The organism is Sphingomonas xanthus (assembly GCF_007998985.1).
Classification (GTDB): Bacteria; Pseudomonadota; Alphaproteobacteria; order Sphingomonadales; family Sphingomonadaceae; genus Sphingomicrobium; species Sphingomicrobium xanthum.
Genome location: NZ_CP041659.1, coordinates 1,927,915 through 1,945,051 on the forward strand (window position 1 = coordinate 1,927,915; position 17,137 = coordinate 1,945,051).

The 17,137-nt window shown below is 64.3% G+C and carries 19 protein-coding genes; 10 read left to right on the top strand and 9 right to left on the bottom strand.

The features are described 5' to 3' along the window. Positions 1 to 7: 7 nt before the first annotated feature. Together FMM02_RS09735 and FMM02_RS09740 are read left to right on the top strand one after the other, a co-directional pair. Entirely contained in the window at positions 8 to 1,762 is a 1,755-nt protein-coding gene (locus FMM02_RS09735; protein ID WP_147494656.1) for a putative bifunctional diguanylate cyclase/phosphodiesterase, read from the top strand. 117 nt (positions 1,763 to 1,879) lie between these two features. Beyond that, positions 1,880 to 2,146, top strand: a complete 267-nt coding sequence (locus FMM02_RS09740) for a PilZ domain-containing protein (protein WP_147494657.1) — start codon at positions 1,880 to 1,882, stop codon at positions 2,144 to 2,146. On the opposite strand, the gene FMM02_RS09745 is transcribed toward FMM02_RS09740, so the two are convergent. The 3 genes from FMM02_RS09745 to FMM02_RS09755 are packed head-to-tail and all read right to left on the bottom strand — an operon-like array spanning position 2,133 to position 4,452. Beyond that, positions 2,133 to 3,311 carry a CCA tRNA nucleotidyltransferase gene (locus tag FMM02_RS09745; protein WP_147494658.1) on the bottom strand — a complete coding sequence of 393 codons (1,179 nt, stop codon included), beginning with the start codon at positions 3,309 to 3,311 and terminating at the stop codon, positions 2,133 to 2,135. The two genes, FMM02_RS09740 and FMM02_RS09745, sit on opposite strands and share 14 nt — an antisense overlap. After that, complete coding sequence (locus tag FMM02_RS09750) at positions 3,308 to 3,892, bottom strand: CoA pyrophosphatase (protein ID WP_147494659.1); 585 nt, start codon at positions 3,890 to 3,892, stop codon at positions 3,308 to 3,310. Before FMM02_RS09750 ends, FMM02_RS09745 begins: the two co-directional genes overlap by 4 nt. Then, positions 3,889 to 4,452: a DUF1285 domain-containing protein gene (locus FMM02_RS09755; RefSeq protein ID WP_147494660.1), complete on the bottom strand. Its 564-nt coding sequence runs from the start codon at positions 4,450 to 4,452 to the stop codon at positions 3,889 to 3,891. Before FMM02_RS09755 ends, FMM02_RS09750 begins: the two co-directional genes overlap by 4 nt. Positions 4,453 to 4,500: 48 nt before the next feature. On the opposite strand from FMM02_RS09755, the gene FMM02_RS09760 reads away from it, so the two are divergent. The 7 genes from FMM02_RS09760 to FMM02_RS09790 all read left to right on the top strand — a co-directional run bounded on the left by FMM02_RS09760 (position 4,501) and on the right by FMM02_RS09790 (position 9,349). Further along, positions 4,501 to 5,235: an SDR family oxidoreductase gene (locus FMM02_RS09760; protein WP_147494661.1), complete on the top strand. Its 735-nt coding sequence runs from the start codon at positions 4,501 to 4,503 to the stop codon at positions 5,233 to 5,235. Next, complete coding sequence (locus tag FMM02_RS09765; RefSeq protein WP_246104767.1) at positions 5,236 to 5,658, top strand: dihydroneopterin aldolase; 423 nt, start codon at positions 5,236 to 5,238, stop codon at positions 5,656 to 5,658. It begins immediately after the preceding gene. A gap of 213 nt (positions 5,659 to 5,871) precedes the next feature. Next, the gene (locus FMM02_RS09770) at positions 5,872 to 6,543 is read left to right on the top strand and encodes a TonB family protein (RefSeq protein ID WP_147494662.1); all 672 of its coding nucleotides are present in this window, start codon (positions 5,872 to 5,874) and stop codon (positions 6,541 to 6,543) included. 48 nt (positions 6,544 to 6,591) lie between these two features. After that, a complete protein-coding gene (locus tag FMM02_RS09775; protein ID WP_147494663.1) occupies positions 6,592 to 7,422 on the top strand; it encodes a MotA/TolQ/ExbB proton channel family protein in 831 nt (276 codons plus the stop codon). Between the two features lie 84 nt (positions 7,423 to 7,506). Continuing rightward, positions 7,507 to 7,998 carry an ExbD/TolR family protein gene (locus FMM02_RS09780; protein ID WP_147494664.1) on the top strand — a complete coding sequence of 164 codons (492 nt, stop codon included), beginning with the start codon at positions 7,507 to 7,509 and terminating at the stop codon, positions 7,996 to 7,998. 19 nt (positions 7,999 to 8,017) lie between these two features. Then, the gene (locus tag FMM02_RS09785; protein WP_425473620.1) at positions 8,018 to 8,452 is read left to right on the top strand and encodes an ExbD/TolR family protein; all 435 of its coding nucleotides are present in this window, start codon (positions 8,018 to 8,020) and stop codon (positions 8,450 to 8,452) included. A gap of 111 nt (positions 8,453 to 8,563) precedes the next feature. After that, positions 8,564 to 9,349 (top strand): hypothetical protein, encoded by a 786-nt coding sequence (locus FMM02_RS09790; protein ID WP_147494665.1) that lies wholly within the window; start codon positions 8,564 to 8,566, stop codon positions 9,347 to 9,349. A gap of 40 nt (positions 9,350 to 9,389) precedes the next feature. Here the strand turns inward: FMM02_RS09790 and FMM02_RS09795 are convergent, their stop codons facing one another. Then, positions 9,390 to 9,650 (bottom strand): hypothetical protein, encoded by a 261-nt coding sequence (locus FMM02_RS09795; RefSeq protein ID WP_147494666.1) that lies wholly within the window; start codon positions 9,648 to 9,650, stop codon positions 9,390 to 9,392. 115 nt (positions 9,651 to 9,765) lie between these two features. Then, positions 9,766 to 11,538, bottom strand: a complete 1,773-nt coding sequence (locus FMM02_RS09800) for an ABC transporter transmembrane domain-containing protein (RefSeq protein ID WP_147494667.1) — start codon at positions 11,536 to 11,538, stop codon at positions 9,766 to 9,768. 136 nt (positions 11,539 to 11,674) lie between these two features. On the opposite strand from FMM02_RS09800, the gene FMM02_RS09805 reads away from it, so the two are divergent. Further along, the gene (locus tag FMM02_RS09805) at positions 11,675 to 12,904 is read left to right on the top strand and encodes a polyhydroxyalkanoate depolymerase (RefSeq protein ID WP_147494668.1); all 1,230 of its coding nucleotides are present in this window, start codon (positions 11,675 to 11,677) and stop codon (positions 12,902 to 12,904) included. Here FMM02_RS09805 and FMM02_RS09810 read toward each other — a convergent pair. The 4 genes from FMM02_RS09810 to FMM02_RS09825 all read right to left on the bottom strand — a co-directional run bounded on the left by FMM02_RS09810 (position 12,901) and on the right by FMM02_RS09825 (position 17,130). Continuing rightward, positions 12,901 to 14,670 carry a tetratricopeptide repeat protein gene (locus FMM02_RS09810; RefSeq protein WP_147494669.1) on the bottom strand — a complete coding sequence of 590 codons (1,770 nt, stop codon included), beginning with the start codon at positions 14,668 to 14,670 and terminating at the stop codon, positions 12,901 to 12,903. The genes FMM02_RS09805 and FMM02_RS09810 overlap by 4 nt on opposite strands. Before the next feature lie 58 nt (positions 14,671 to 14,728). Further along, positions 14,729 to 15,328 carry a DUF4126 domain-containing protein gene (locus FMM02_RS09815; protein WP_147494670.1) on the bottom strand — a complete coding sequence of 200 codons (600 nt, stop codon included), beginning with the start codon at positions 15,326 to 15,328 and terminating at the stop codon, positions 14,729 to 14,731. After that, on the bottom strand, positions 15,325 to 15,849 hold the full coding sequence (locus FMM02_RS09820; RefSeq protein ID WP_147494671.1) for a hypothetical protein: 525 nt from the start codon (positions 15,847 to 15,849) through the stop codon (positions 15,325 to 15,327). The genes FMM02_RS09815 and FMM02_RS09820 overlap by 4 nt, the downstream gene beginning before the upstream one ends. 96 nt (positions 15,850 to 15,945) lie before the next feature. Continuing rightward, entirely contained in the window at positions 15,946 to 17,130 is a 1,185-nt protein-coding gene (locus FMM02_RS09825; protein WP_147494672.1) for an acetyl-CoA C-acyltransferase, read from the bottom strand. Between the last annotated feature and the right edge of the window lie 7 nt (positions 17,131 to 17,137).

The window sequence follows — 17,137 nt, forward strand, 5'->3', positions numbered from 1 at the left end:
GGGAGCCATGCAGGCTGCTGCGAAACGCTCGGCCGCGCCTATTGGCGTGCGCTCCCAGGCCGGGAACCGGGCCCATGGCATTCGCTCTCTCGCGGATGACAGCGCGCTTCTCGACGCCTTGCCGATTGCCGCCGGAATTTTTGGGCTACGCGACGGAAAACTGTGGGTCTATGCACTCAACCGCCGCTTCTTCGACGTCGCGGAGTGCGGCGGCGATACTGCCGCCTTCGCCGAGATGTTCCACCATTATGCCGACAGCAGCAGCGGCCGGTTCGTCCGCCAATTCCTCGACAATCCAGCAACGTCCGCGGACGAGCTCGACATGGTTGAGGGCGATGGACCACAAAAGCGTTACCTGAAGCTGAAGCTGGCACCGCTGACCGCCGATTCCCGGGGCAAGGCGCGCTGTCTGGTCAGCGTGGTCGACCGCACTATCGAGGTCCAGGCGGAGAACAACCTTCGCGCCGAAATGCTGCGCGACAGCCTGACCGGTCTTCCCAACCGGCTGAGCTTTACGGAAACGGTCGAAGCGCGCGGCGCCGACCCGCGCGAGCAGGACCATGCCGTGCTGGTTGTCGACATGTTGCGGTTCAGCCGAATCAATGAATCGATGGGCAGCCTTGCTGGCGACGAGTTGCTCATCACTTTTGCCCGGCGGCTGATGTCGGCGCTTCGCGGGGGCGATATTCTGGCCCGCACCGGCGGCAATGAATTCGGAATTCTGGTCAAGCTCAAGCGCGGGGTTGAGGATGCGCTTGCCGCGGCCGAGCGGATTCAGCAGGTGCTGGCCACGCCGTTCAAGCTGAGCGAGCTGGAAATCCGGGTCGACTGTGCGATCGGAGTCGCGCTGATGCTGGCCGGTCAGGACGCGGAAGAACTGTTCCGCAATGCCCAGTTTGCGGTCAAGCAGGCCAAGGCAGCCGGCCGTCCGCAAGTCTATGAGCCCAAAGAGGCCAGCGCGGCGCGGCGCCGCTTCTCGATCGAAACTGAACTTCGGCGCGCGCTCGACAAGGACCAGCTCAACCTTTTCTACCAGCCGCTGATCGACCTGAAGTCGGGCGAAGTCGCCGGGTTCGAGGCGCTGGCCCGCTGGACGCATGAGGACCGCGGGGACATCAGCCCGGCCGAGTTCATCCCGGTTGCCGAGGAAAGCGGGCTGATCCTTCACCTCGGCCGCTGGGCAATGGACAAGGCGGCGGCGACGCTGGCCGATTGGGACCGGCAGGTCGGTGAGACCCTGCCGCTCTATGTGGGCGTCAATCTGTCGGCGATCCAGGTCGCGCGCGACGATATTGCGGATGTCGCCGCGAGCGCACTGCGCTCGAGCGGGCTTGCCGGCAATCGCCTGACACTGGAGCTGACCGAAAGCTCGATCGTACAGGACCCGGCGCGCGCCACGCGGGTGTTCGAAGCGCTGAAGGCGCTCGATGCAACTGTCGCGATGGACGATTTCGGCACTGGCTATTCGAGCCTCGCCTATCTCCAGCGGCTGCCGATCGACGTCCTCAAAATCGACAAGAGTTTCGTCAGCGGGATGATGCGCGATCCCGATGCGGTCGCGATCGTGCGGGCGGTGTTGAGCCTTGCCGACGCGCTCGGCATGTCGACGACGGCCGAAGGTATTGAAACAGTGGAACTGGCGACGACGCTGGCAACGCTGGGCTGCGCGTCGGGCCAGGGTTTCTATTTCGCCAAGCCGCTCGAGGCCGCATCGGCGCTCGACTATTGGAAAGAACGGCGCCGCTCCCTCGCGCGCCAATAACGCGACAAGACTGACGCGCGTCACCTGGGCGATCGACGCGCCGGCTCACGCTTGCGTCGCATTGAACCCTCCTTAATCTATGTTACAAGCCGATTGAGGCATCGGGGGTTGCGCAAAATGAGGGAGCCTGGACAGATCAAACGTTCGCCGCGGGTCGATACGCGGTTTCCGGCGACATTGATCAATGCCGACGGGGACTCTGTCGCGGTCATCGTCACGGACGTAAGCCGCGAGGGTTGCCGACTGGAAACCGGCGATACGCTCAAGATCGGCGAGAAAGTGGAATTGCGGGTGCCGAAGCTAGGCACTTATCCCGCACAGATCCGCTGGGCGCTGGGCAACGACGCCGGTGCAATCTTCCTGGAGCCGGTTATCCTCCCCTAGGCAGCGATGCCACTACCAGGTCTTCGAATAATTCGCCGTCCGGAAAGTCCGCAGCTTCCCACTTGTCCTCGATCGCTCTCAGCGTGCGTGCGACCTCGGGACCCTGCGGCACACCCCGCGCGATAAGATCGCCGCCGCCGATGGGAAGGCGCGGCGGTGTCCAGCCGGCGATCGAGGCCGCTTCCCCCGTCCGTCCTGAAAGCAGCAACCGGTCGACCGCACCTTCGATGCCGATCCGGTAGGCGAGAGGGCGGGGATCGCGCTCGACTGGGCCGGCGGCGCTTTCCAGCCGCTTGCGCGCCTTGTTCGACAGCTTGAGCCGCGCGGCGACACGGCCGGCAATGTCGGGATCGCGCGGGAGCAGTGCGGCGAGCCGGCGCAGCGGGTCGGGCTTGATTCCTGCCGAACCTTCTGCCGCGACGAGCGCCTCAAGCCGCGCAACGTCGGCGATTTCGGGAACCACCGGGACGAACAGGCCCTTGTCGTGCATCAGCCGAACGGTCGGCGCCGGGTTGTCCAGCGCCAGTAATTTCAGCAATTCGTCGGCGATTCGTTCGCGCGACAAGGCCATTAGGTCGTTGGCCCGGGCGACGCAGGCCGCAAGCGCTTCCGGGTCGGGTGCGCCATGGCCGTAGCGGGCATGGAAACGGAAATACCGAAGGATTCGAAGATGATCCTCGGCGATACGTTGCAGGGGTTCGCCGATGAATTTGAGGACACGGGCCTCAAGGTCCGCAAGCCCGCCGAAATAGTCGCTCACCTCGCCAGTCAGGGGGTCGGCATAGAGCGCGTTAATGGTGAAATCACGCCGCCCGGCGTCCTCTTTCCAGTCTTCGGTGAAGGCGACGGTAGCGCGACGACCGTCGGTCGAAACATCCGAGCGCAAGGTCGTTACCTCGACAACCGTTCCCGACGAAACCGCGGTAATCGTGCCATGCTCGATCCCGGTCGGCACTGCCTTGATTCCCGCGGCCTCAAGCCGGCGAATCACCTCATCGGGCCTAAGGCGCGTGGCAAGATCCAGATCGTCATGGGCAACGCCAAGCAGCGCATCGCGGATTGCGCCGCCGACGAGGCGGCATTGGCCTTTTTCCGCATCGAGCGCCTTCAGCAGCCGCCGGATTCCCGGCCGGTCGAGCCATAGAGCCGGATCGAGCATGGTCATGACAGCGCCGCCACCCGCTTCGCGAGGTTGACGAGCATCGCCGCGGTGGCGCCCCAAATGGGACGCCCCTGCCAATCGATCTGGTAATAATGGCGCGTCGCGCCGCGGAACTCAGCGGTCATGCGCCGCTGGTTGACGGGGTCGAGGACAAAATCAAGCGGCGCTTCGAACCAGTCGGCAACTTCCGCCTCATGGGGATGGAGCGGCAAGTCGGGCGGGATCAGGCCCACCACCGGGGTCACGCAGAAGCCGGTGACGGTGCGGTAGCGGTCGGCCTCGCCGATCAGGTGAACCATCGCGGGTTCGAGGGCGATCTCCTCCCAGGCTTCGCGCAATGCCGCGGCGCGGGCGTCCTCACCCTCATCGATTCGCCCGCCGGGAAAGGCGATCTGGCCGGGGTGGGTGCGAAGGTCGGGACGGCGAACCGTCAGGATGATCCCCGGGTCTGGTCGGTCGGTGATGGCGACGAGCACCGCCGCGGCGCGATGCGGGTCGTCGCAGCCTTCGACGAGGTCGCCGGCAAGGAGCCCCGCAGGCGCTGCGGCGCCAAGCGCGCTGCGGAGCGAATCGACTAGAGTCATGACAAGGGAAAGAAAATGCCGTCCGACCATACGCCCGGCGGGTCACGGGCTTCGGCCAAAGCAATTTCGGCCAGTTCATAATAGAGCGGGCGCGCCAATTCGGCTTCCAGGCCAAAGCGGACCGCGACCCGAGGCGAGGGGCCGTAATCGGTTTCGCTCAAATGCAGCGGATGGTCGCCGCCGACGAGAAGCGCGTCGCCGCTGTCGAGGGTGAGGCCGATGCGCCGCTGCTCGCCTTCGCCTTCCATCGTCATCTGGATCGCGCGGAAGGCCGTCGATTCGACCTCGATCGCAAGCTTCTCGACGGGGGTGACGAGCACATGGCTGCCATCCGGCTCGCGGCGAAGCACGGTCGAGAAAAGCCGGACCATCGCCGGCCGCGTTATCGGCGACCCGCGATAATACCAGGTCCCGTCACGGGCGATGCGCATGTCGCTATCGCCGCAATGCTCCGGATTCCAGCGGTTGACCGGGGGCGGTCCGCCGCGCGCGTCGATTGCAGCCGCAAGCTCGGCCAAGCTGCGGCCCTGGGCGTCGATCGGGGTGTGGCGTTCAGGCATGGCATCGGATGTAGGCGAGGGCGAACGGCGATGGTAGGGCGCTTGTCCATGAGCGGAACGAACGACAGGACGGCAATCGTTACCGGCGGCGGCAAGCGCGTCGGGCGGACGGTGGTCGAGGCGCTGCTTGCCGATAACTGGACGGTGATCGCCCATGTCCATCATGCCGAGGACGAGGTCCCCGCCGGCGCGATCCCCGCGGTAGCCGCGCTCGACCGGCCGGACTGTGCGGCGCGGATCTTTGCCGTGGCCGAGCGCTACCCACCGGTGCGGCTTCTGGTCAACAATGCCGCGCGGTTCGCGCCGGATTCGCTCGGCCAGGCGAGCGCGGACGAATTTCATGACCATATGGCGGTCAATGCCCGGGCGCCGATGCTTCTGATCGATGAGCTGGTTCGCCGCCATCGCGGGGGCGAGGCGCTGGTGGTCAATCTGCTCGATGCCAAGCTGGCGGCACCCAACCCCGATTATCTGAGCTATACCTTGTCAAAATACGCGCTCGCCGGGCTCGGCGAAGTCGCGGCGCGCGCGCTTGCCGGGCGGGGAATCCGGGTCAACGCGATCGCCCCGGCATTGATGCTTCCATCAGGCGATCAGGACGACGCCGCGTTCGCAAAGGTTCATGCGCTCAATCCGCTCAAGATTGGGGTCGAGGTCTCGGACCTGGTCGCGGCGCTGCGCCACCTTATTGATTCGCAGACAATGACCGGCCAGACGCTAGTGCTCGACGGTGGGCAGCGGTTCATGGCGATGGCGCGCGACGTGCAGTTTCTGGAGGACTGAGTGAGCGACGAGGTGGTGAAGCTGGTCGGGATGGTGCCCGACCGCCTGAAGGTCCGGCAAAGCCGAATCCTGCTCGATTCGCTCGACGTCATGACCGACATCGGCTTCCATGAATTCGAGGTCGGCAATCCCCAGCGGTTGCTGGTGACGGTCGAAATATGGCTGGAAGACGTCGCGCCGCCGGCTGACGACGATCATGGGTCCGCCTGGAATTATGATTTCCTTCGGAGCGAGGTGGTCCGCATCGCGCAGGAGCGGCGCTACAATCTGCAGGAAACGCTCGTCCATGCGATCTTCGACCGGGTTGCAGCTAGCCGAGGGGTGAAGGCGCTAAGGGTTCGCAGCGTGAAACCGGATATCTACCCCGATGCCGCCGGCGTCGGTGTCGAGATCGCCTCCTATTCGGGGCGCTCCCCGGAATGACGAGTTTTTTCGACAAACGGACATGATTTGGCGCGGTATATGCCGCAATCGGAACAAAATTCGTTGCGCGGCCATTATCGCATGATTAAGGGTGGCGCGTATCTGCCGATGATATAGTAATACATCGGTGGCTCCATGACGCGGCTGTGGTGGGAATATCGTCGCCCCGGCAGGTCATGGAACGCACGGAACGTCGAGGAGACTTGCGGTTTAATGTCCTACGCCAATCGCAGACAGATGAGTTCCAACCGCACCGCGGCGATTATCATCGTGGCGCTCATCCACATTGCTCTCGGCTATGCCCTGGTGACGGGTCTTGCCTATAACGTCATCAAGAAGGCGGCCGAGGATTTGAAGACTTTTGACGTCGAGGACGAGCCGCCGCCTCCGCCTGAGGAGCCGCCGCCCCCGCCGGAACGGACGGAAGTGCCGCCGCCACCGCAAGTGGTTGCGCCGCCGCCGATCGTTCGCGTCAATACGGTCGCCCCCCCGGTGGTCTCGACCCCAGTGGCTCCGCCGCCGGTGATCACTGAGACCGCGCGTCCGGCGCCGCCGGCGCCGCCGGCGCCGCCCCCGCCGCCACGCGTTTCGCAGGCCGCCCGTGCCCGCGGTGATCTTCCGTCGCTCTTTTCGACCGACGATTATCCGCAGTCGGCGATTCGTAACGAGGAGCAGGGAACGACTTCGGTCCGCCTGACCATCGGGACCGACGGCCGCGTGTCCGACTGCACCGTGACTGGATCTTCGGGTTCTTCATCGCTGGATTCGACGACCTGCAGCATTCTTCGCCGTCGCGCCCGCTTCACACCGGCGAAGGACCAGGCGGGTAACCCCATTTCGGATACGACCACCACGCGTATTCGCTGGCAGCTACCCGACGATTAAGAATTTCAACACCTACAAACCAAAGATTCACATAGGAAAGTCAAAGATATGGCAGCTCCAACCCTGATCCTCGCGGCCGCCGCTGCGCCCGCTGGTGACAACCCCTACGGCCTGATGCAGGCGCTTCATGAAGGCGGCCTCATCAGCTGGGCGACCTTTATCATCCTGGTCGGCATGTCGGTGTTCAGCTTCTACATCCTGTTCACCAAGCTGCTGCAGCAGCAGAAGATCATGAGCCAGGCCAACAAGGTTCGCGCGAGCTTCTGGAACGCTCCGAACCTGCGCGAAGCCGCCAACAAGCTTGAAGCCCGCAGCGCCTATCGCGCGATCGTCGAAGATGCGCTGATCGCCCAGGACCAGCACGGCAAGCTGACCGACCCGATCGACCAGCACGATTGGATGGCGAACAGCCTGGCCCGTTCGCAGGGTTCGATCACTGCCCGTCTCGGCGAAGGCCTTGCCTTCCTCGCGACCGTCGGTTCGACCGCGCCGTTCATCGGCCTGTTCGGTACCGTCGTCGGCATCTACCGCGCCCTGATCAAGATCGGTGCGGCGGGCGACGCGTCGATCTCGACGGTTGCCGGCCCGGTCGGTGAAGCGCTGATCATGACCGCGCTCGGCCTGGTCGTCGCGGTTCCGGCGGTGCTTGCCTACAACTGGCTGATCCGTCGTAACAAGTCGATCACCGAAGATCTCGCAGCCTTCACCAACGACGTTCATGGTTATCTGATGTCGAACGGCGCCGTGAAGCCGGCGATGGCGACCACAGCTGCCAAGCCGGGCGCGCAGACCCGCACCGCAGCTGCGCCGTCCCCGCGGGGCAGCGAGCCGGTTCGCCCGGGCATGACGCCGACTGGCGCCCAGAGCGACCGCTCGTAACGAGTAGTAATCCGGATACGGACCGGTGCCGAAAGGTACCGGTCCGGAACCGGGCCAAAGACGAATATCGAGGAAGCCAATCACATGGCAATGCAAGTAGGCGAGCAAGACCAGGGCGAAGACGTCCCCATGTCGGACATCAACACCACGCCGCTGGTCGACGTGATGCTGGTGCTGCTGATCATCTTCCTCATCACCGTTCCGGTGGTGATTCAGTCGGTGCCGATCACGTTGCCGGAAGTGCGCAACGAGCCGACCGAAACCAAGAAGGAAAATGTGTCGCTCACCGTTCGCGCCGGCGCCGGAGGCACCTGCGAGGTCTATTGGAACCTCACTCAGGTCAACAATGAGGATCTCCTCGACCGCGCGGTGAAGGCACTGGAAGACCAGATCGCGGCGGTCGGCGGTGTCGAGAACATCACCGACGAAAATATGCCCGAAGTGCATATCCGTGGCGACATCAACACGCCGTACAAGTGCATCGGCGGCACGGTGTTCACCATGCAGCGCGCCGGCTTTGCCCGTGTGGGCTTCATCTCGCAGCCCGCGGCCGGTGGCCCGGTCACGCGGCTGTAATCGAAGGAGCTAGCCAACCATGGCGATGCAAACCACTGGCTCGAACGCTGAAGGCGAGCCGATGATGGACATTAATACGACGCCGTTGATCGACGTCATGCTGGTGCTCCTGATCATGTTCATCATTACCATCCCGCCGCAGACCCATGCTGTGAAGCTGGACCTGCCACAGGACAGCTCCAACAATCCGCCGCCGCCGATCGATCCGGTCAAGAACAAGATCGTGATCACCCAGGCAGGCACGGTGCTGTGGAACGGCGCCCCGGTGAACCTCACGCAGCTGCGCCAGTTCCTGGACGTCACTCAGCAGATGGATCCGGTTCCCGAGCTCCATCTGCAGCCGGAGCCGGAAGCCCGCTACGAGCTGGTCGACGAAGTGCTGGCGGTGACCAAGCAGGCGAAGGTGAGCAAGATGGGGTTCGTCGGCAACGAAGCCTATATGACGGTCTTCTAAGGCCGGTTCCTTTGAACCAAATTGAGGGCGGTCCCCAACGGGGCCGCCCTTTTTTGCGGGCGAAGCTGACGGGTAACGCTCTGGCAAGGGGGAGGCGGGTAGGCGACGGCGATGGATATACTTTCCGCGCACCGGCACGGCCTTGGCGAACAGCTTGATGGCGAGGTTCAGTCGCTCGCGGGGCGGTGGCAGGACCATGGGCAGCGGGCGGTCGTGCTGCATCACCTTTACGATCATAGCCGGGGCCAGCTTGGCTGGGCGCTGGCCGAGGCGCGCAGCGCGTTGAGGATCGCGGCAGCGGCAGACTTGCTGGTCAGGCGGACTGGCCGATGGGCATGGCTGAGGGGCAATGGCGCGGATGCCGGGGCTGCGGTCGATACGCTGTTGGAGGCGATTGGCGAACAGGCGCGAGCTCGATGCATCCGGATACACCGCGCCTATCGCCTGACCTCGACCCCTGCCTTGCGACCGATCGCCGAACAACAATTGCCCGGCGAGTTGATCGAATCGTTCGACCGCTGCCACGGCGCGCGGCGCGGCTATGGTGGCGGCGCGGGCGACAGGCTGTTCGACCTGTGCGAAGAATTGGCGAAGGATTGCGGCGAGCCTGACCGGATCGCGGCAGCATGGTCGGAGATTGCCAGGACGTCGGCCGGTGCCTCGGCGCTTCGGTTGCTGGGTGAGCGGACCCGGGCCAAGGCTGCCGCGCGCGACCGCAAACTAGGCTGGGACAGGGTTGAACGGGCGCTTCGGTCCGACACCGCGCTGCCGGCGGCTTTTCGCGCCAACCCCGCGCAATATTTCTATGCACTTCAGCAGCGACTGGCTGAACGGCGTCGCACCCTCTGGAGCCAGACCTGCGACGGAGTCCCCGATGCCTTCGAAATCGCCGCTTGATCGGCGGCGGCTACTAATTGGGATCGAGAGCAGAGGTTAGTTAATAGCCGTAGGCGCGCTCGATAGCGCCGGATGTCAGCCCCTCTGAGCTATATAATAGGCCGAAAAGGACAATTTGCAGCACTGTAGCCGCGATCACGGTCCGCCGACCGCGCGCAATGAACAAGAACATGTATGCGCCGAAAATTGCCACGGTGGAGGGCAGGGAATGAAGCCAGAATAATGCGGGCGTCGTCCGCAACTGCTCGAGTGCAACGGGCAGGAGCATCGCGAGTACGAACACTTCTGCCGCGATCAGCATTCCAACTACAAAGGTTTTCGCCTGACGAGGTAAAGACCCATGTTCCGACGGTCGAGTAATAACCAACGGCTGATGTCTGCAATTGATCGCACACTGACACCCCCGGAGTTGGTGCCTAAGCCGCCACCCCGTCGAACTGTAGCCGCGCAAGCCTCGCATAAAGTCCGCCTTGGGCGGTGAGGGCGCCATGGTCGCCTTCCTCGACGATGCGGCCATGGTCCATGACGATGATCCGGTCGGCGGCGCGCACGGTGGCGAGACGGTGGGCGATGACGATGGTGGTGCGGCCTTCAACCAGCCGGTCGAGCGCTTGCTGGACCAGCCGCTCGCTTTCCGCATCGAGCGCCGAGGTGGCCTCGTCGAGTAGCAGCAGCGGCGCATCGCGGCGGAGCAAGGCGCGGGCGATGGCAATGCGTTGCCGCTGGCCGCCCGACAGGCGGGCGCCGCCCTCGCCCATGAACGTGTCGAGGCCGTCGGGCAGCGCGCGGAGGAAGCTTTCGGCGTTGGCGTCGCGTGCCGCTTCCCAGATCTCGTCCTCGCTGGCGTCCCAATTGCCGTAGCGCAAATTGTCGCGGGCGCTGGCGGCGAAGATGACCACTTCCTGGGGGACCATGGCGATCCGCTGCCGCACATCGGCGGGGTCGGCGTCCTTCAAATCAACGCCGTCGATCAGGACCCGGCCCTGTTCCGGATCGTAAAAGCGCTGTGCAAGCTGAAAGATTGTGCTCTTGCCTGCGCCCGACGGGCCGACCACCGCAAGCCGTTCGCGCGGGCGAACGTCGAGGCTGAAGCCGTCGAGCGCCGACGTGTCGGGACGGGTCGGATAATGGAAGCGGACATTGTCGAACTGCAACCGCCCTTGCGCGGGGACGGGCAGGGGAAGTGGGACGGCCGGGGGCCTGATGGCGGGTTCGGCCTCGAGCAGCTCGTTCAGCCGTTCCGAGGCGCCGGCGGCGCGAAGCAGGTCGCCATAGACTTCGCTCAAGGCGCCGAACGCCCCGGCGAGGAGGCCGCCGTAGAGGACGAAAGCGGCGATCGTACCGCCCGTCATCCGCCCCGCCGCCACATCGACCGCGCCTTGCCAGATGACCATTGTAATCGCCGTGAACATCAACGCGATGACGATGAAGGTCATGATGGCGCGCAAGGCAATGCGCTTCTTTGCAGTCGCAAACACGGTTTCGGTGGCATCGGTGAAGCGCTGCGCCTCCCGCGATTGCTGGCCGAACGCCTGAACGATCTTCATCGCGCCTAAGACTTCGCCGGTAACGGTGCCGACATCGGCGATCCGGTCCTGGCTGCTCTTGGACACGGCCCGGACCCGGCGGCCGAGCAGCGTGATGGGGACCACTACCAACGGCACGCCGAGCAGGATCATCCCAGCCAGCTTGGGCGCGAGGATGAACAGGATGGCGGCGCATGCGGTGCCCATCACCAGGTTGCGCAAGGCGACGGAGATGGTTGTGCCGACGACTTGTTCAATGATGGTCGTGTCGACGGTGATGCGGCTGGTTATCTCCGCCGGACGGTTTTCCTCGAAATAACCGGGGGCGAGGCGGAGCAGGTTACGATGCACCGCAAGGCGGATGTCGGCGACCACCCGCTCGCCGATCCAGCTAACGAAATAGAAGCGGACCGCGGTGGCGAGCGCCATCAGCATGACCAGGAACAGCAGATATTGGAACCAGCGGGCGATATCGCCGCCGCCCGAAAAGCCGCGGTCGATGATTAGCTTGAAGGCATAGGGGATGCCCGAGGTTGAAGCGGCGGCGACCAGCAGGGCGACGGAGGCCGCAGCCAGCGGCGCCGGGTAGCGGATGGCGAAACGCCACACCATTCCCAGGCTGGAAAGGCTCTTCCTGGGCTTGTCGTCGGGGGTGCTGGCCATGGCAACCGCCTAGCAGTGTGTCCGTGCCGCCTCAATTGCCGCGTCGCGAAGGGTGCAATGCAGCATTATGGCTTGGCATTGGAGCAAAGGACGCCCACAACCGTTGGAACGTGCCTGAACTTTCCAAGGAAATTCGATGCTTTATGACGCCTATGAGGTGCAACGCTCGCTGCTGGCCGGAGCGAGCCGATTGGCCGGACTGGGCGCGGGATGGCTAAATAATCCATCAAATCCGTTTGGCTATGCATCGATGGGGCCGATGGTCGCGGCGGGACTCGAGGTATTTGCCCACGCCTCGGCGCCGCGCGGAAAGCCCGAGTTCGGAATCAACGAGGTGCAGGTCGGGCGCAAGCTGGTGCCGGTCGTCGAGGAGATCGCGCTGCGCCGCGCCTTCGGCCAGCTCAAGCATTTCCAGAAAGACGGCATCGAAGGACAGCCGCCGCTGCTGATTGTCGCCCCGATGTCGGGCCATTATGCAACGCTGCTTCGCGGCACGGTCGAGCGCATGTTGCCCAAGCATGACGTGTTCATCACCGACTGGCGCGACGCCAAGCTGGTGCCGCTGGCCGACGGCCGTTTCGACCTCGACGACTATATCGATTACCTCGTTGAGTTTTGCACCGTGGTGATGGAGCGGACCGGGCAGCGGCCGCACATGCTGGCAGTCTGCCAGCCGTCGGTTCCGGCCTTTGCCGCAACGGCGATCATGAACCGCGACAAGCACCCTGCGCGTCCCAAGTCGCTCACTATGATGGGCGGACCGGTCGACACTCGCTGTGCCCCGACCGCGGTCAACACGCTGGCGACCCAGCGCCCACATGCCTGGTTCCAGCGCAATGTCATCGCCACCGTGCCGATGATCTACCCCGGCGCAGGCCGAAAGGTTTATCCCGGTTTCCTTCAGCTTGCTGGCTTCATGACGATGAATCTTGGCAGCCACCTGACGAGCCACTGGGAAATGTTCAAGCACCTCGTCGTCGGTGACGATGAGAGCGCCGATGCCACCCGCTCCTTCTACGATGAATATCTGTCGGTCTGCGACATGACGGAGGAATTCTACCTGCAGACGGTCGACGTCGTGTTCCAGCGCCACCTGTTGCCGCGCGGCGAGTTCGAACATCGCGGGAAAAGGATCGACCCGGCGGCGATCGGCGATACGTCGCTGTTGGCGATCGAAGGGGAGCGGGACGATATTTCGGGCATTGGCCAGACCAAGGCTGCGCTCGACCTTGCTTCCAGGCTGCCGGCATCGAAGAAACAATATCATCTTGCCAAGGACGTTGGCCATTACGGCATTTTCAACGGCCGCAAGTGGCGCGAAAATATCGCGGCCGTGGTCGAACGGTTTATCGCCGCGAACGGCTAGAGCCGCTCCATCCGAAGCCATTTGGGATCGCCCATCCAGGCGCGTTTCAGCGCTGCCTGGGCGGCTGCGGCATGGACCGGCCGGCCAAGTTTGCGTTCGGTCGCCGCAAGCCCAAAAAGCGCCCATCCATTGTTCGGCGAACTGGTCAGCGCGCCATTGAAGGCTTGCCGGGCCTCTTCGTATCGCCCTGCGCGGAACAGCGCGGCGCCAAGTGATTGGCGGACCGGATAATACCAGAAGGGCGGCTCCATATAGGGAAGGCGCTGCTCGACCGCCGCGGCCTGGCGGTAATGATCGGCCGCCTGGAGGTGGCGGCCGCGCGCCGAGGCCATCCGCCCGCGTGCGACATGTTCGGCGATCTGCAGCAGGTCGGGGGCGGGCAAGCCCTGGTCGATCAGCGGCTTCATCGCCTCGTCGGTTGTTCGGATGCGGTTGAGGGCGGCGATTTCCGTATCATAGCCGCGCTGGTTGCGCTGCTGCGCATAGGCGACCGCGCGGACATAGTGGCGCACGCCCTGGACATAGGCGAGGCGCGGATCGGGTTCCCCTAAGGCCAGCACGTCGGCTGCAGGCGCGAATTGCGCCGCCGCGTAATAGGGCGCGGCGACGATCGCCTGGACCCAGCCAAGCTGGGTCGCGATGTCGTTATTGACCAGCCCGGACAATTTGCGCGCCTCGCTGATGGCGGTCGAAAGATCGCCGCCCATCTGCGCCGAGGAAACAATGAAGTGAACGTTGTGCGGATAATAGCCAAAGCGCACGAACCCCTTGTCGTCGGATTCGCGGATATAGGCTTCGTCCTTGCGCGCGGCGGCGATGTTGACCCGAAGCGAATCCTGCCAGCGGCCGAGCCGGTAATAAATATGCGCCGGCATGTGGACCATATGACCGGCATCGCCCGCCAGGGGCGCTGCTAGCCGGTCGGCGGCAGTTTCGGCGCGCCTGGGATCGGGGCCGTTTTCCATCAAGTGGATGTAAAGGTGCGGCGCCTGCGGATGGTCGGCGTTGCGGGCCATGACGGTTTCGACAAGCCGGACCGCGTCGCCAAGGCGCGGCTTGGTGGACTGTTTGTCGGGCTCCCAATAATCCCAAGGCAAAGTATCCATCGCCGCTTCGGCAGCGAGCAGGGCGATATCGTCGTGCGCCGGATAAAAGCGCGCGACGGTCAGCATCGCATCGGCGTAGGCGCTATCCAGATCAGTGCGCTTCGCCGCGGGATCGGCGGAATAGCGCCGGGTCAGGGCCATGATCAGCGCGCGCTCTGCGGGCCGGACCCCGCCCGCCAGTTCGACCGCCCGCGCACTGGCCGCGAGCGCCATAGTGTTGGCCTCTGGGGTCAGCGGGGCGTTGATGTTGGGGCCATGGGCAAGCGCCTCGCCCCACCAGCACATGGCGCAGGACGGATCGAGCCGCTGCGCTTCGCGGAAGGACGCGATAGCCGCGGCATGGTTGAAGCCATAGGCGAAGCCCATTCCCTGGTCGAAATAGCGCTGCGCCTGCGGGCTGGCGGCGGTAATCGGGAAATGGACTTTGCCAAGCTGCTCATAAAGCCGGATGCCCGCCGGTCCCGCAGCCTGCGCAGCGGTGGCGGCCATCGCGATGCGATCGCGCATCGAGCCGCTGCCTTTCTTGCCGGTACACAAGCTCGCCATCCGGGCCGAAGGGTCGAGCGCGGCAAGAAGATTGGCATCATATTGCGTCGGAGCGGCGACGCCCAGCAGCGTGGTCGAGGACAGCGCAATCGCCAGATGGGCTAAACGACTCATAATAGCCTCCCCTGAGTCGGGAAGGCCGCACTTTAGCACAGATCAGGATTCTTGTCGTTTAGCGGACCGCGGGCTTTCGCGGTTCGAGAATGCGGCGGAGCAGCCGGCGGGCAGCAAACAGGAGCCAGAGGGACAGGCCGATCAGCAGTGAGGCAACGATTGCCGCTGCGACCGGGTTGGCGATTGCCAGCGCAAGCAGGCCGCCCGCTGCGACATCCTCCGCGGTCGACACGACAATGTTCGAGAAAGGCTCCGGGCTGGCGTTGACCAACGTGCGCGCGCCGGCCTTGCCGGCATGGGCGACAAACGCCGCGCCGCCGCCGAGAAGGAAACTGCCGACTTGCCACGCCGGGTCGCCGGCATCGACGATGGCAAGCGCCAGTAATGCTCCGCCAAGCGGACGGATGAAGCCATGGATCGTGTCCCAGGCGCTGTCGACCCAGGCGATCTTGTCGGCGAAAAACTCGGCGAAGGCGCCGACGGCAGCGATCGCCAGCACCCAATTGTTAGCCAGCACGTCGAGCATGTGGAGCTGGTCAGGAAGGGCGATCCATCCGAACTTCATCCCGAGCCCGGTCATCAAGGTGACGAGGTAGAGCCGCCAACCGGCCAACAGGCTGGTCGAAGCGGCGAGCGCGATGAGATCGACGGGGGTCATCGCTGATTGTGCCCGGGCACAGTATGCGATGCAAGCTGCCGGGCGATCGTTTCCAGCCCGGCGAGCAGCCGTGGTTCCCGGAGGTCATTCAGCTGGAAGCCGAAACCCTGCGGTCCCTGGCGGAAAAGGTCGCCTTCCAGCACCAGCACATAGTCGCCGGTCCGCGCGCTCGTCGCGCTGCCGCCTCCTGCCTTTCCGCAGCTTGTCAGATATCGATCCGCGAGGACCAAAGGTTCGGTGGGATGCCCTCCCTTGAGCGATGCGATAGGGCGTACCGTCACGCGATGCCCTGGCGTTCCCGCCGCGTCGATCGCTTCTGAATTTGCCACCACGCCAAGGAAGATGCGATCCGAACGGTCATAAAGCGCCGCCTGGTAGCTGCGCCGTTCCTCGTCGCTAAGGGCGTCGAGCAACGCGGTGCTTCGGACCTTGAACGCTTCGGGCGATTCATCGGGCAAGCGGATCGGTGGGGGCGGCGGGATGCATGCGTCAGCTGCCTGAGACAGGACGAGCGAAGCCATCAGGGCTAGGCCCGATCTCCTAGACAACGGCATGCGCATCTCCCGTCGGAATCCGCCGAGATTAGGTCGACCGCGACTTCGCGCAAGTGTTTGTTGTTAGAGGACCTCGAACAATCCCGCAGCTCCCATGCCGCCGCCGATGCACATCGTCGTGACGACATATTTCGCCCCCCGGCGCTTGCCTTCGATGAGTGCGTGACCGGCCAGGCGGGCGCCGCTCATCCCATAAGGGTGACCGATCGATATCGCGCCGCCATCGACATTGAGGATGTCATTGGGAATGCCAAGCTTGTCGCGGCAGTAGAGGACCTGCACCGCGAATGCCTCGTTCAATTCCCAAAGGTCGATGTCGTCCATCTTGAGCCCGTAACGTTGGAGCAGCTTGGGGATGGCGAACACGGGACCGATACCCATTTCGTCGGGCTCGGTTCCGGCGACGGCCATTCCGATGTAGCGGCCGAGCGGCTCAAGCCCGCGTTTTTCCGCTATTGTGGCGTCCATGACGATGCAGGCCGAGGAGCCGTCGGAGAGCTGGCTGGCATTGCCCGCGGTGATATGCGTGCCTGGTCCAAGCACAGGCTGAAGCGACGCCAGTCCCTCGAGCGTGGTTTCCGGGCGGTTGCCTTCGTCCTTGTCAACGCTGACTTCCTTGTAGGAAATCTCGCCCGTTTCCTTGTCCTTGATCGCCATCCGGGCAGTCACCGGGACGATTTCCGCTGCTAATCGGCCTTCGGCCTGGGCGGCGGCCGTGCGCTGTTGCGACTGGAGGGCATATTCATCCTGAGCATCGCGCCCGATCTTGTAGCGCTGGGCGACCGTCTCGGCCGTGCCGAGCATCGGCATGTAAACGTCCTTGTGCATGGCAACCAGGCTGGGATCGCCGCCGATGCGCATTTCCGGGGTCTGGACCATGGAGATCGAATCCTGCCCGCCAGCGGCAACGATATCCATGCGATCGACGATCACCTGTTTGGCCGCGGTAGCGATCGCCATCAGGCCCGACGCGCATTGGCGGTCGATGGTCTGGGCGCTGACCGTCACCGGGCAACCGGCGCGGAGCGCGACCTGGCGGCCAATGTTGCCCGCCTGGACCCCCTGGGTGAGGACGCAGCCCCAGACCACGTCGTCGATTTCGCCGGCTTCGATCCCGGCACGTTCAATTGCGGGGGCCAGCGACAAGGCGCCGAGCGTGGCGCCCGGGGTGGCGTTGAAGGCGCCCTTATAGGCCCGGCCGATCGGCGTGCGGGCTGTGGAAATGATGACGGCATCGCGGACGGACATGGGTTTC

What these genes read in the sequence shown, in the direction of transcription:
- FMM02_RS09780 (WP_147494664.1), top strand. Translation starts at nt 7,507, where the DNA reads ATGGCAATGCAAGTAGGCGAGCAAGACCAGGGCGAAGACGTCCCCATG.
- FMM02_RS09815 (WP_147494670.1), bottom strand. Translation starts at nt 15,328, where the DNA reads ATGACCCCCGTCGATCTCATCGCGCTCGCCGCTTCGACCAGCCTGTTG.
- FMM02_RS09820 (WP_147494671.1), bottom strand. Translation starts at nt 15,849, where the DNA reads ATGGCTTCGCTCGTCCTGTCTCAGGCAGCTGACGCATGCATCCCGCCG.
- FMM02_RS09770 (WP_147494662.1), top strand. Translation starts at nt 5,872, where the DNA reads ATGTCCTACGCCAATCGCAGACAGATGAGTTCCAACCGCACCGCGGCG.
- FMM02_RS09810 (WP_147494669.1), bottom strand. Translation starts at nt 14,670, where the DNA reads ATGAGTCGTTTAGCCCATCTGGCGATTGCGCTGTCCTCGACCACGCTG.
- FMM02_RS09760 (WP_147494661.1), top strand. Translation starts at nt 4,501, where the DNA reads ATGAGCGGAACGAACGACAGGACGGCAATCGTTACCGGCGGCGGCAAG.
- FMM02_RS09825 (WP_147494672.1), bottom strand. Translation starts at nt 17,130, where the DNA reads ATGTCCGTCCGCGATGCCGTCATCATTTCCACAGCCCGCACGCCGATC.
- FMM02_RS09800 (WP_147494667.1), bottom strand. Translation starts at nt 11,538, where the DNA reads ATGGCCAGCACCCCCGACGACAAGCCCAGGAAGAGCCTTTCCAGCCTG.
- FMM02_RS09790 (WP_147494665.1), top strand. Translation starts at nt 8,564, where the DNA reads ATGGATATACTTTCCGCGCACCGGCACGGCCTTGGCGAACAGCTTGAT.
- FMM02_RS09750 (WP_147494659.1), bottom strand. Translation starts at nt 3,892, where the DNA reads ATGACTCTAGTCGATTCGCTCCGCAGCGCGCTTGGCGCCGCAGCGCCT.
- FMM02_RS09785 (WP_425473620.1), top strand. Translation starts at nt 8,018, where the DNA reads ATGGCGATGCAAACCACTGGCTCGAACGCTGAAGGCGAGCCGATGATG.
- FMM02_RS09735 (WP_147494656.1), top strand. Translation starts at nt 8, where the DNA reads ATGCAGGCTGCTGCGAAACGCTCGGCCGCGCCTATTGGCGTGCGCTCC.
- FMM02_RS09740 (WP_147494657.1), top strand. Translation starts at nt 1,880, where the DNA reads ATGAGGGAGCCTGGACAGATCAAACGTTCGCCGCGGGTCGATACGCGG.
- FMM02_RS09745 (WP_147494658.1), bottom strand. Translation starts at nt 3,311, where the DNA reads ATGACCATGCTCGATCCGGCTCTATGGCTCGACCGGCCGGGAATCCGG.
- FMM02_RS09795 (WP_147494666.1), bottom strand. Translation starts at nt 9,650, where the DNA reads ATGCTGATCGCGGCAGAAGTGTTCGTACTCGCGATGCTCCTGCCCGTT.
- FMM02_RS09805 (WP_147494668.1), top strand. Translation starts at nt 11,675, where the DNA reads ATGCTTTATGACGCCTATGAGGTGCAACGCTCGCTGCTGGCCGGAGCG.
- FMM02_RS09755 (WP_147494660.1), bottom strand. Translation starts at nt 4,452, where the DNA reads ATGCCTGAACGCCACACCCCGATCGACGCCCAGGGCCGCAGCTTGGCC.
- FMM02_RS09775 (WP_147494663.1), top strand. Translation starts at nt 6,592, where the DNA reads ATGGCAGCTCCAACCCTGATCCTCGCGGCCGCCGCTGCGCCCGCTGGT.